General features: G+C 56.9%; 11 protein-coding genes. 7 read left to right on the forward strand and 4 right to left on the reverse strand.

Going from position 1 to position 13,339, the window contains the following annotated elements; genetic code table 11:
* Positions 1-11: 11 nt before the first annotated feature.
* From nodS to QMZ05_RS29400, 4 genes are read right to left on the reverse strand one after another with little or no spacing between them, the layout of a single operon-like run.
* Complete coding sequence (gene nodS, locus QMZ05_RS29385; protein WP_353703929.1) at positions 12-641, reverse strand: nodulation methyltransferase NodS; 630 nt, start codon at positions 639-641, stop codon at positions 12-14.
* Between the two features lie 50 nt (positions 642-691).
* Positions 692-2,023: a chitooligosaccharide synthase NodC gene (gene nodC / locus QMZ05_RS29390; RefSeq protein WP_353703930.1), complete on the reverse strand. Its 1,332-nt coding sequence runs from the start codon at positions 2,021-2,023 to the stop codon at positions 692-694.
* 15 nt (positions 2,024-2,038) lie between these two features.
* On the reverse strand, positions 2,039-2,671 hold the full coding sequence (gene nodB / locus QMZ05_RS29395) for a chitooligosaccharide deacetylase NodB (protein WP_353703931.1): 633 nt from the start codon (positions 2,669-2,671) through the stop codon (positions 2,039-2,041).
* 23 nt (positions 2,672-2,694) lie between these two features.
* Positions 2,695-3,330, reverse strand: coding sequence for a NodA family N-acyltransferase (locus tag QMZ05_RS29400; protein ID WP_353703932.1), 636 nt, complete (start codon positions 3,328-3,330; stop codon positions 2,695-2,697).
* Positions 3,331-3,827: 497 nt separating this feature from the next.
* On the opposite strand from QMZ05_RS29400, the gene nodD1 reads away from it, so the two are divergent.
* The 7 genes from nodD1 to QMZ05_RS29435 form a co-directional block, all read left to right on the forward strand.
* Entirely contained in the window at positions 3,828-4,772 is a 945-nt protein-coding gene (gene nodD1, locus QMZ05_RS29405; protein WP_353703933.1) for a transcriptional regulator NodD1, read from the forward strand.
* Positions 4,773-5,509: 737 nt separating this feature from the next.
* Positions 5,510-6,517: a LysR family transcriptional regulator gene (locus tag QMZ05_RS29410; protein ID WP_353703934.1), complete on the forward strand. Its 1,008-nt coding sequence runs from the start codon at positions 5,510-5,512 to the stop codon at positions 6,515-6,517.
* A gap of 277 nt (positions 6,518-6,794) precedes the next feature.
* A complete protein-coding gene (locus QMZ05_RS29415) occupies positions 6,795-7,004 on the forward strand; it encodes a hypothetical protein (protein ID WP_353703935.1) in 210 nt (69 codons plus the stop codon).
* Positions 7,005-7,124: 120 nt separating this feature from the next.
* Positions 7,125-7,838 carry a MerR family transcriptional regulator gene (locus QMZ05_RS29420; RefSeq protein ID WP_353703936.1) on the forward strand — a complete coding sequence of 238 codons (714 nt, stop codon included), beginning with the start codon at positions 7,125-7,127 and terminating at the stop codon, positions 7,836-7,838.
* A 735-nt stretch (positions 7,839-8,573) separates the two neighbouring features.
* On the forward strand, positions 8,574-9,668 hold the full coding sequence (hisC, locus tag QMZ05_RS29425) for a histidinol-phosphate transaminase (RefSeq protein WP_353703937.1): 1,095 nt from the start codon (positions 8,574-8,576) through the stop codon (positions 9,666-9,668).
* 299 nt (positions 9,669-9,967) lie between these two features.
* A complete protein-coding gene (locus QMZ05_RS29430) occupies positions 9,968-10,996 on the forward strand; it encodes an LLM class flavin-dependent oxidoreductase (RefSeq protein WP_353703938.1) in 1,029 nt (342 codons plus the stop codon).
* A gap of 1,895 nt (positions 10,997-12,891) precedes the next feature.
* Positions 12,892-13,339 (forward strand): hypothetical protein (locus QMZ05_RS29435; protein WP_353703939.1); only part of this gene is annotated, 448 nt, incomplete at its 3' end.

Here is a 13,339-nt window from a genome sequence, read left to right on the forward strand (position 1 = left end):
TATCTCCGTGCCTAATGCTGCAAGTTCGATTGATTCGACGCTTGACCGGGATTTATGAAGCTCGCGAGCAGGCAATCTTCGTCAGTCGACTCACCATGGCATTCCAGCCGCTCGACCTCGATCAACGATTCATTCAACATGGCCATCACCGTTTCGGCGCCAGCAGCATGCCCCCAGCGTTGGCATGTCGCATCACGCGCGGACCCGAACACCAGACACCCCTCTGGCGCAAGCATCTGCACGAAGTTACGGACGGCCGTACGCATTCTGGCTACATCATCGAGGTAATAGAGAACCTCGGCCACGACGATCAAATCGAAGCGCTCCGCGGTTGAAAATCGTTCAACGTCGGAGACTGTCCACGTAATGTGCGAGCATCGCTGCATCCGTTGCCGCGCGCGATCAATCGCTCGCGAAGCGACGTCAACGACGGTGAGCCGTTTGCAATAGGGCGCGAGCTTTGTCGTGAAAGCGCCGGCCGCACATCCGACCTCCAGAGCATTCCTGATAGCTCCTCTTGAACGCGACAGCCTGAGCAACTGTGCGTGACGCTCCCACTCGAAGGGGTTACTATCAAGCCGCCACGGATCATCGACGGTCAATTCCCGGTCCAGCAATTGATAAGTCTTGTCTAGGCTCACGATTTTTCCTTCTCGCCAGATGCGGCTTTAACTCGCCACGGCAGACGATCTCAGACCTCATCAACGTCGACGAATCGCGTAACACTTCCCTTTCTGATCGGCCCGCCGCTTCCTGAGACACCTGTCGCGTTTGCTTCAACGATCGGATTTAGGGAAATGACCTGCTCTCTCGCCTTGTCTGTCGGGTTTGTAGACTTCCGCGACAGCCAATCGCTATTGCTCAATGTGCACAAGGCATACGCTTTTACGGGAAGTAAGAGAAAGAGGTTGATAGGAGTGTGCAACGAAAAGCCGAGAAAGCGAACTTCGCGGGCTCGGAACGCAGCGACACAGCAGCGCACCATGGTCATCAATGCGATCGTCACTGTGGTGAACCACGGCACAGTCACGGTGAACGCAAGTTGCGCGAGCCCTGTCAACAATGACAGAGCGAGCAACAGCGGACCGAGATTCTGTCCGACCACATCCAACGTGAGATAGCGCCCGAGGCCCGGCAGCAGGTGGAGCGAAAGCAACGTGTCCCGGAATGTGCTCCTCGCCCAACGAAGCTGCTGCCGCAGATACGGTCCTAGCCGATCAGGCACTACCGTTGCGGCGATCGCGTCCGGAACGTACTCGGTTCGAAAGCCGGCTTGCAGCATCAGGATCGTGAGATGACGATCTTCGCCGAAGTCGCTTGGCTTCCCACGGAACAACTGCGTCTCGTACTGATCCAGCAGCGAGAGAAGCGCAGACCGGCGGTACATTGCACATGGGCCGCAGCAACACATAACGGCGCCGAAGCGGGCCTGTGCCGCGCGTTCCTCGTTGCAGGCCAACCAATACTCCATATCGATCAACCTGGTTAACCAGGTGTCGTCCCGATTGCTAGCCGTCAGCTGACCCATAGCCGCACCGATCGCAGGATCCCGCATCTTCAGTGCGAGCTTTGTGACCACGTCGGCAGCAATCATCGTGTCGGAATCGACGTTCAAGACGAGATCTCCATGCGAGCGACGTATCGCGGTAATCTGCGCCTTGCGCTTTCCAACGTTCTTGCGTTCCAGAATGATATGGAACCTCGGGTCGCGCGCGTAGGCGTCATATACAGGTCGAACAGCGTCACGGTTTGAAGACCCGTCATCAACCACGTATACCTGCAGCTTTCCCAAGTAGCTCTGTTTTGCGATGGCCTCGAGGCACGCAGACAACGTTTGCGGGTTCTCATTAAAGCAGGGAACGATGATATCCACGCTCGCCAGCGCGCCAGCGTCCGCCACATCGTCCGATAAGCCTTGGCCGTCGCTCTTCATCGCATAAATCGCTTGCGCGCTTTTGTAGACAGCCGAAAGCAGCGCATAACATGAGATCGCAACAGTGCTAGTTGTGGCAAGCAGGTTCATGGGGCCCGGGGCTGTTCAGTGGGGTTGAGGAAGCGGGCGAATTGCAAATCCGCGGTCGCGCATTGCTGGAATCAGGCGGGAAAGCGCCTTGACGGTCTGCTCGCGTGGACCCTTAGGGTCGTCCCGTTGCAGTTCGCCAGGAGGACATCCGTCATGGAGGAGCACAATGGCTCCCGGCCGAACGGAGGCCATCACCGTGTCGACAATCGTATCGACGCCAGGACGTGACCAGTCCCTCGGGTCGACCGACCAGTGCACGGCAACGAGTCCGGCCATCGCAGATGTCCTCAACACTTCCTGAGTCCACACTCCATACGGGGCGCGCATGTGTCGCAGCGAGGCACCGGGGCACACACTTCTGATCGCCCCGCTTGCAGCTAGTATTTCGTGCCGCACTTCGGCGGGCTCGCATCCGGACAGGTCCGGATGACTCATCGTGTGGTTGGCGACTTCGTGTCCCTCTGCGACCATTCGTCGGATTAACTCCGGCTGGTCGCCCGCGTAGACGCCGATGACAAAGAACGTGGCGGGAGCGTTGTGTTCCGCCAGCACATCCAGGACATCCGGAGTGCAAACGGAGTGAGGGCCGTCGTCAAACGTCAAATAGACGCTTCGACTCCCGTTGGCATCAGCGTACTCGCTGCGCACTTCTAGTCCGAGATCGAGATGTCTCACAGCTCTGGCCCGTTCCGATCAATCATCGTACCGCTCGGCCACTCGCTCATCGGCCGACCAATCGGCAAAACTACCAGGAGCGCTTCCTCAACGAGCGTGGGCGGCACGTTGAGATACACGTCCCGACGGGTCGACCGCACGCGAACTCCCGTCAAAATATTGGCCATCCCGTTCCGGCCAATCCGTTCGATATGCTTGCGCATCGCAGGGCGCACCGCGGCGAAACCGAACGGAGCATCAAGTTTCTGCAGCACCGGATATCCGACGCGCAATGCTCCCTGATAGGTAACTCCGTGTCCCTCGACATCTCGACGGACTGCGTAAAGGCCTATTTCGGCCACCAGCAGATCAGTCTCCCCGACCTTGATGAAACGTCGTAGTATGCCCGCATGGCCAGCTACGCCGTTTGAGTCGTAAGCGATGATGCGGAGCTCAGGTCTCGCACCAGACCAACTTCGACTGCCTTCAAACGGCGCTGCATTAAACTCACCGTTTGGCCCGTATGCCTTTCGGAAGAACTCGGCGAGTTCAGTATGATCGGCAAGCGCTAATTCATTTTCCCAACACAATCTCCACCGCACCTGAGAGCGCGCTAAGAGATTGCCTGTAGAGCTGGATACAGACATATTCATCGGTGCCTCCGACGTGCCGCCGGGCGTTCGAGAGTAGACTTGCTTTCAAAACGATTTGACTGCCCAGAGGTGATCGGTTGAGCCTCTTGGCAGAGGCATTTGACACCTACGGTCGGCAGCTCGCTTGGCCGCGAAAGTAGGAGCAACCCGACACAACCTCCAGCCTACGGAGGTAAGCCGCCGATATGGAAAGGGTTGGAAACGCTATACGTAGGTTTATCGGACACCTTCTTGAGTCGGAACGTGCTTGTCGCGGCACGCCTGCGCGATGCATCTTGCGCGGCTTGAAGAACGCGCCGGCCACGATGTCCGTTTGTCCCTGTTGCTGCTCGGCGCATAACTGAGACTTCTTGCCTGAGCCCGTGCGAAGACCGCCAGCCATCTTGGTGTGCCCTGTTTTAATTTCTACAAACTGATGTTTGCTATCCAACATTCCCCGATCTGGTAAAATCGATTGTATTGATTGAACTCATCCACACGATGGATAGACTCACAGCATGCGGTTCAAGGGCCTTGATCTAAATCTCCTCGTCGCGCTCGATGCGCTGATGACCGAGCGCAATCTCACCGCAGCGGCGCGCAAGATCAATCTGAGCCAGCCCGCCATGAGCGCCGCCGTTGCCCGGCTGCGCACCTATTTTCGTGACGAACTATTTACGATGAGAGGCCGGGAACTCGTCCCAACATCGCGGGCGGAAGGACTTGCGGCCCCGATTCGCGAGGCTCTGCTGCACATCCAGCTCTCCATTATCTCGCGCGATGCGTTCGATCCGGCGCAATCGACCCGCCGCTTCAGGGTGATCCTTTCGGACTTCATGACGATCATTTTTTTTCGAAAGATCATAGACCGCATTGCGCGGGAGGCTCCCGCCGTCCGGTTCGATTTGTTGCCGTTTTCAGATGAACCCGACGAGCTCCTACGGCGCGGTGAAATCGATTTTCTGGTCGCCCCGGAGCTGTTCATGTCGGGTGCGCACCCCAAGGCGACATTATTTGAGGAGACACTTGCCTGCGTAGGCTGCCGGACAAACAAGCAGCTATCACGCCAGCTTACAATTGAGGGCTACATGTCAATGGGACATGTTGCCGCCAAGTTCGGACGGACACTAAGGCCCAATATCGAAGAATGGTTTTTGCTTGAGCACGGCCTCAAGCGACGAATCGAGATCGTCGTGCAGGGCTTTAGCATGATCCCTCCAGTCGTGTTGGACACCGTCCGTATCGGGACGATGCCTTTAAGACTGGCTAAGCATTTCGAGAAATTGATGCCCTTACGGATCGTCGAGCCGCCGCTCCCACTTCCCGCGTTCACCGAGGCTATTCAATGGCCGGCCTTTCATAATACTGATCCGGCCAGCATTTGGATGCGGCGGTTATTGTTGCAGGAGGCGTCCAACATGGCTCTTCCCGGTAAGATGCCCTCAAGCCGCAGACGCTGCTAGTTCTTCTCATAGCAACCCATTTCCGCTCTTGGCATTCTTACCGATAGACTCCTTCGGCCCCTTACTCTGGAGCGGTTCTCCTTCTTATGCCTGGATCGTCTCAGATGATCTGCTTGCAGCGCCAGGCCACATCACGAAAAGCGAGCCGCAATTCGGCGTTTCCCGCAACGCGTTCGATTCCCACGCTAAGTGCAGTTCGTGAGTGGCCGGTGTATCCTCGTTTTTCCGCGCTGCGGCTAGCGGTCTTTGCGCGGTGTCGCGCCGCGGCCGCCAATGCCTACGGCATCAGAGGCAGCAGCAAAGTGAGCGTTCCCGCCGCACTGGCACTGCATACTGCTTTGTGACCAGAGCCGCCTCGCCAAACGCAAGCCGCTTGAACCCGACGTAGCGTCAGGTTGTAGATTTACAAAGAGCACCCAGAAGAGCGACCACGGCTACGCCACGTTGCGGATCGCTCCTGCAATCCTATTTGCGCAGGCACCAGGGTCGCCGCTAACGATCTTTGCAGTGATCGATGTGGTACGGCAACCCGATGGCAGAGGCGCAGCACTGGGTCATTTGGATTGTCAGCGGACTCCGCGATGCGGCCACCCGCTTGCTGCGATCAAGCGCGGGCGCATCCTTCGGAATCGCGCAGTAAGTCAGAACGATTCTGACACAGCTGCGGGATTAAGATTGTCACAGGCGCTATTGCTGCCTTGCACAGCAAGAACGCAAACGCTTTCAAAAGAGTGAGCATGCGCTTCAAAGGCCTGGATCTTAATCTTCTCGTCGCACTCGATTCTCTGCTGACCGAGCGGACACTCACTGAGGCTGCGCGTAGGATCAATCTGAGCCAACCCGCCATGAGTGCCGCCGTTTCCCGGTTACGCGCCTATTTCGGCGATGATCTCTTTGCGATGAGAGGCCGGAGACTCGTCCCGACATTGCGTGCGGAACGCCTCGCCACCCCTGTTCGCGAGGCTCTGCTGCAGATCCAGCTTTCCATTATCTCGCATTATGAGTTCAACCCAACCGAATCACATCGCCGGTTCGTGATCCGTCTTTCGGATTGCAGCACACTTGTGTTTTTCCAACGGGTCGTGGAGCGTGTATCACGAGACGCTCCCAACGTCAGGTTCGAGCTGCTGCCCCCCGCCGACGATCACGATGAGTTTCTCCGCCGCGGTGAAGTCGACTTCGTGATCTTGCCCGACTCATTGATGTCCAGCGCACATCCTAAGGCAACGCTATTCGAGGACCGGCTCGTGTGCGTCGGCTGCTGCACAAACAAGCAGCTATCACGGCGGCTCACATTCGAGAGATATATGTCTATCGGACAGGTCGCGGTTAGGTGTGCACTTACGCGAAAGTCTGCGATCGAGGAATGCTTTTTTCTCGAGCACGGCCTCAAGCGGCGCATCGATGTTAGTGTGCAGAGCTTCAGTATGATCCCGTCCATGCTATTGGGCACTGATCGTATAGGGATGCTGCCCTTAAGGCTTGTTCGGCATTTCGAGAAAACGACACCACTACGGATAGTTGACCTACCGTTTTCACTTCCCGCATTCAACGAAACCGTCCAGTGGCCAGCCTTTCACAACAGTGATCCGGCAAGCACATGGCTGCGAGAGATAATCTTGCAAGAGGCCTCCTGCATCGCGCCACCCGACGAGTCCACGCAAGCTTCTAGTTCCTCTAAAGTGGGTCAAGACGTCTCGTCACCCACTCCACCTTGTGATCGGATCCCCCTGGATACTCCGTGAGACCCCATTGCCATCCATCGTAGTCGTCGCTTCCTTAACGGCGTACGCCCTATTGCCGGGCGCATGTTCCAGCCACCTCCTTCGCGTGCATTGCACTCTCGTCGTCCGATTCCCGCCTGCGCTCGAGACGCACAACAGTTCGTCCCCTTTAAGATCTATCCTCACGCTATTGTGCACACCGCTGCAAATTGCTATCGAGCCCGCCGCGCGAGCAACGGCTCAAGCAAGCAGTTGACCCACGTGCGCTCGTCTTGCGCAATGATATCGGGAGCTGAACGTGCAGCACTACTATGGTTTCTTTGGGCCGGAGGATCTTTCGGTCTTGGGAAGGATATTTGATACTGCCGTCACGGCGCTACCAGCGTCTATCCGCACCCCCGAGAATCGAACGGCAATCGCCAGGCTTGTGCTGAGGCGTGCAGGTGCTGGCGAGGCACAATCGGCGTCATTAATGAGTTTGATGGACGTTATTTCTCCTGCAGCTTGATCGAACGACGATCCGAAATACCCACCTTGCTTGCGCCGGAATGGAAGAAGGTTCAGCTAGCCCCTTGAAATAGCTTGAATCTCACGTGACGTCAGGTTGTAGGCTTTGAATTGGAACACCATGACCAAAGCTACACCACGAAGGCGTCGATGGCGCATCGGAGAACTTGCAGATGCTACCGGAGTGACGGTACGCACTCTGCATCATTATGAGCACACGGGTCTGCTTGCTGCGTCGGAGCGCACCGACGGCGGCCACCGAATGTACGATCGCGAAAGTGTGCAACGAGTTCATCAAATTCTAGCGCTGCGTGAGCTTGGCTTCTCCCTTCACGAGATACGTAAGGCGATGGAGGGACGCACTTCGCTTACTGATCTATTGCGCTCACATCTGTCGCGAATCGAGCTTCAGGTCACGCGTGCGACGCTGCTGCGGGATCGCTTGCGAAATATGACGACCGATAGTGACGTACAGGTGAGCGTAGACGAACTTCCTGCAACCTTGGATGCTATGTCGAGAGTCGAGAAACGCGCCCAGCCCCACCGATGCACATGCAAGCTGGCCGCTGAGCGAGAGGAGCGGTGGCGACGAATCCGCGACGAGTTGCGCGATTGCATGGATCGCGGTGAGCATCCTTCCAGCGAGCGTACAAGGGCCGTAGCGTTAGAGGCGCGCTTGCTGTTCAGCGAAATCGCAGGAGTAGATTCGACCGTCTCGACAATCCTGAAGGTTCTTGCGCGATTGAGCGCCCCTCGGAGTCTGGCCGGCTGGGATCCCAATCTAATGCAGTATCTCGATCTCGCACTTGCCGCGCTCGAGAATCAGCCGCACTGACGCTGCGTGTGTGATCACTTTCGGTTTCCAAGCCGCGATCCCCAGACGTCAGTGAAACGCCAGAGCCGGACTCTTGTCCCATGGTTTGATAACTCAACGCGCCGCTCTTACCGCACTAGCTCTACGATCCACACGCCCTGAACGTAGTGATTGGTTTGCCCGACAAGAAAGGGCTTGAAACGTACGTAGCGTCACATTGTACGGTCCAACGCAGATGGCCAGCGCTCCCGGGCAACGGCACGGCAATCCTGTCGACGCCGCCAAGTAGACCTGATGCCTTGGCCCACGCGGCGCCCCGTAGATCCGGAAGGATTCTGAGTGATGAGACGCCTTGAAAACCTAGCTGTTGCGATACTCGCGTCCTTTCTCGCCCTCGCAGTTGTCGCGACGTTTGTGCTGCTGGTGGCGGGGCTCGCTGAACTATCCAATGCTGACGTGCCCGACTGCCAGTCGATACCAGACGGCAAAATGCTGACACCATCGCGAGTCTGGTACCGAGGCTCTCCTCTGCGGAACAGAACGTGACAACGAGCGGTCTGCTTCTTCAGATTCTTCTTGGACGAGATTTCAACCCCCGTCTGAAGATCGCGTCGGCTTTCAATCGTCAAGCCAATTTGGTTTTGCCGTTTTCCTCGCCGCAAAGGACAGCGCTCAGTTTGCTGCAGCATCCGGCAAGCTAATCGGCTCTGCATACTGACGTTGCGGCAGCTCTCGACGACCCATAGGAAGAACACCATGTCGGACGAAAAACTCCAGAACGTGCTTTCTTCTCTTTCTCCAGTGGCGCGCCAGTTAGATGTCCCGCCGGCGGGCCGGCCTGCCCCAGACTCGAGTTATGTGAAACTGGACACGAATGAGAACCCATTCCCGCTGCCGCCCATTGTCATGCAAGGCGCGTGCGCGGCTCTTGAGCGGCAGTACCTGTACCCAGAAAATGACAATATCAGCTTGAGGGAAGCAGCTGCCCGTGCCTACGGCATCGCGACGGATCATGTGATCGCCGGCAATGGCTCATCTGAACTTCTTGGGCTGCTCTACAGAGCTTTCCTGACCCCCGGTGATCGCGTTGCAATGCTCTCGCCAGGCTTCTCTTTCAACCGCAAGCTTGCGATGTTGCACGCTGCCCAGCTCCTTGAGATAGAAAGTGCGGAACCCCATTCCTTGCCGATCGAGGAGCTTCTTTCCGGCTCCGCGGCAGACGCCAAGTTCGTTCTGTTGGCTAATCCGAACAATCCGACCGGCGTCTTCGTTCCGCTCGCCGATATCGAACGTCTGCTGGCACGATCGGATCGCCTAATCGTCCTAGATGAGGCTTATGTCGACTTTGCACCCGACAATGGCCTACGGCTCCTGAGCCGTTATGCGAACCTTCTGATCCTTCGAACGCTCTCGAAAAGCTATGCTGCAGCCGGCATTCGCGTCGGCTTCGGTTTAGGTCATCCCGCGCTTATTGGCAGGCTGCGCAACATCCAGAACGTTTTCAATATGAACGTTATCGGCCAAGCAGTTGGCATCAGCATCCTTTCGCATCGCGCCGCTTACAAAGATAACCATCGACACATCAGAGATGAAAGGCAGCGAGTTGCAGCTGAGCTATCTCAGCTCGGCTTTCGTGTAACACCGTCCCACGCAAACTTCGTGCTAGCCCACGCCCCTGTCGGACAAGATGGCCGATGGTGGCAAGCGGCCCTGGCGAAGGAGAAGATCCTTGTCGCCGCCTTCCCCGATAAGAGCCTTGAAAGCTGTATCCGCATTAGCATTGGTACCAAAGATCAAATGGATGCGTTTCTGGCGGCGACCAAGGCGATTTCAGCAGCGCGCAGTTGCTAGCTGCGCGCCTTATCCAGCCGATCGGCAGGAAACTGACATGAGGGCAGGATGATCCAGATGGATTCGCGTTGCTTTGGTCGATGAACAGTGCAGTGCCCCGACTCGGGCTCCAATCCAGGCAATAGCGGCCAGCGCTTTTGACGATCACCTTCGAGGATCGGGCATCGTGATCAGGTACCGAACAATACACCACGGAATACAGCTCTAACGGCGATCATATGACAAGGCGTCGACAAGCCAGATCGCTCGCGGCCTGAAGCGAACAGGCCACCCTGCGTTTTACAATCGGAGACAATCGAGTGACGAATCGCAATCCTTCAAAACTGACCTGCGGAATTTTCGATCATTTGGACGACGACGGCCGCGATGCCGCGCGACAATACGCAGATCGCCTGACATTGGCGGAAGCGTGCGACTCTCTCGGTTTCTATGCCTACCATTTGGCCGAGCACCATTGTACGCCGCACGGGAGAGGTCCGTCGCCGAACCTGTTTTTGTCAAGCGTCGCTCAACGCACACGGCGACTTCGTGTTGGTCCCCTGGTAATGCTACTGAACCTCTATCACCCACTGCGGGCATTCGAGGAACTCTGTATGCTCGACCAATTGAGCGGTGGCAGACTAGAGCTCGGCATCGGACGGGGCTCACTGCCGATCGAATTGGGCTATTTCGGCATTAGTGCCAACGAAGCCCCAGGCCGGTATGAGGAAGCTAGTGAAATCCTCACGAACGCGATGAAAGACCAGACGCTTTCCTACCATGGGCATCATTTTGAGCTGAACGATGTTCCCTTGACGCTAAAGCCGCTTCAACGTCCATATCCGCCAACCTGGGTCGCTAGCAATCGGCCTGAATCGGCGGCCTGGGCCGCTACGAACGGCGCGAATCTCGCGTGCGTAGGCCCCTCCTCTATCATTCGAAAAACTACGGATGCCTTCCGCGCGCATCTACCCCGCACCACTAACCCAGATGATCGAGAGCCATTCACCGGATTGCTCCGCATGATCGTAATTGCGCGTTCCGATGAAGAAGCGTATTCGCTGGCAGCAACTGCGTACCAACGATGGCTCGAGAGCTTTATGTTCCTTTATGAGCTCAATGCCATTCCGACACCACCTAACCTGCCACTGACCTTCGATGCGGCACTTGAGAGCGAATTGTGCGTCGTCGGAACGCCAGCTTCCGTCCGACAACATCTTCTTAACCAGATGGAAGAGGCAGGTGCCAACTACCTGCTTTGTCAGCTTGCATTTGGCAATCTGCCACTGGATGCTTCGGTTTACACCGCGACCAAACTCCAATCCGAGCTTGTCGCTCGGCTCTGCTGACGATGCATCTTTCGACTGTTTGAGCTCACGCGGTCACAGGCCAGCTTCTTCAGTCCAGTCGTTGCGTGCCACGGAGTGGCACGTACACTGGCGCGCGAGCAGCCCCCCGTAGCCTTATTCAACAAGAGGTCCACGGACTATATCTGCGAGCCGCCAGCGCGTCGGCACGCCGCGGGGCCGCGTCAGCGCTTCTTGTGGCGAAGCGCATTCAGAAATGGGGCCGTCTTGAGCCCAGGCATGCCATCGCTGTTGCACATGTATCAGATGCTGCGAGGATTGCGCCTGGACCGCGGTGGTAAAGAACGACATCTACTCAATACGTGCTTCGTTCACTGAAGTTGATAAGCGCGCACGGTACATCGTAAATGGCCCATCGGCGATCTGGATGTGTCCCATCAAAACAATCGATTGTACCGCTTTTGCCCGAATACAATACATAATCGCGTGCCTTCAGAAGTCGTATTCCGGATCGCCGTATGACCATGAATTCTCTACCTTCAGCACATTTGCATGCGAATTCGATATGGAAAACCCAGTGGCTATTCGCAGCGACGAGCGTTCCCGCTGACCAGATGGAGAGACGTGCCGGCGCGCACCAATCGGCCGTCATGCAGAGGATAAGTGCCTTGCGCCATAACGCAGGAAGAGAGCTTGGCTCCCATCGGCTCCGGCTGATGCCTGCGCAGCAGAGGTTTGGGACCAACGAACAGCTCGGCACGTCGGCTAGGGCCAGATTTGTTACCCTTCACGGACCAATAGATCCACACAGGCGTCGTCGCTGTGTCGAAGCGGCCGCTCACACAGCGCCGTCACTGCCCGGCTCTACACAATCGTTCGCTTGCACGACGAATGTCGTCCCGGTCGGACTCACACGAGGACGCTATGCCGAGCGCCGCAATGACTTCGCGCTTCTCGCCTGGTTTTCGGCACCGCATGACCACCACTATTCAATCCCTTCGTTTGCTCAGCCCTACTGAGCAAGCGGGCACTCCATGAACCCATTTTCTACAACCGGCTCCATCGCAGTCACGTGTCATGCGTTGTTCTCGACAATCATTAGAAGCGCACAGGCGTTTCATGCTATGCCGACATCACTTTCGCCACATTCCGAGGACGTCGTCGCGGTCGATGTCCTGCCTAGCTGGCGCGTCATCGTACCCATCGTCAAGGCCCTACTCACGTCCTGCGGGTCTGACATTCGTCGTTGTCAAGAACTGTAGAACGACACGGCTGAACCATGTGTCAGACGACAATCATGCGCGCCACCACTCTGCAGGACTTTTACACAACACCTACGCCGTCCGTCTTAATATCCGCTGCTGTCCGCTACGCAGGACGCAGCTTGCCCCGACAATCCACCCATCTCGCTTTTTGATGGGTCGCATCGAATTTGGCACGACAATCGTCTCCGGTACTCTCCCGAGTATGGTGCCGGATCGGCTAGCGGCACATCCGCAGCAGCCTCGTTCAACACGGTGTACATTTCGACCGCGCACTGCTTGCGTTGTGCCTGCTGCTCAGCTGGACTCGCCATCTCACCCGACCCGTCGCCTGGCAGCACTTCGGTCCACAGCTTCTTCGCCTTTCGTCATGAGCCGCGCGCATCCAAGTCACACTCACCGCCACAATGTGGCGGCGGACAGGCGTGACGATCGTGCCAAGGACCGTGGTGCATTGCGGGCGCTACCGGAACTACGTGCTCGACAATTGCGAATTTCCATTTTTTTTCGACACACCCATCCCGCGCTCCCTCACTTCCCGTGACACCTGATGCGTAGGCCACAATTGGGTAATAGAAATTGGTCCTCGCGCAAAACTGGGGACTTACCAGACGGAAATGAAGGACCGGCCGTCATCCGCACCACCACTGCATTTAGTTGATCTGGAGAGACATCATGAACTTTGATTGTTGCAATTCGCGCGTCGATCACCTCAAGCAAAGCATTGGCCGGCAAGTGGAAGCAGTTGCCGGACTAATCTGCGAGGATAAGAACGCGCTTGACGCGATGCAGCTGCTCAACAAACTCACAAGCGCACTTGTTGCAGCAGAACAGGACCGCGATTGGTTAGGCAAAGCGACGACCCGCGGCGCACTTGACGGCAGGCGGACCGCCCCGTTACGACCGGGGCACAGTGTGGTTTGCTATCCAGAAGACCTTCAGGTTTTGGGAACGCTCTTTGACCGAGCAGTCGCGACCTTGCCGACCGCCATGCAAACTACCGCCAATCGAACTACGATCGCGCAGTTTATTCTGGCACGTGCGGTGGTCATTGAAGGTCGAGTAGCCGTCTTCGATGCAGTCGATGATGCTCTTTGTTTCTGTCAACTGACCGGAGGGAGCG

Origin of the sequence: Bradyrhizobium sp. INPA03-11B, from assembly GCF_040446015.1 — a bacterium.
GTDB lineage: Bacteria > Pseudomonadota > Alphaproteobacteria > Rhizobiales > Xanthobacteraceae > Bradyrhizobium > Bradyrhizobium macuxiense_A.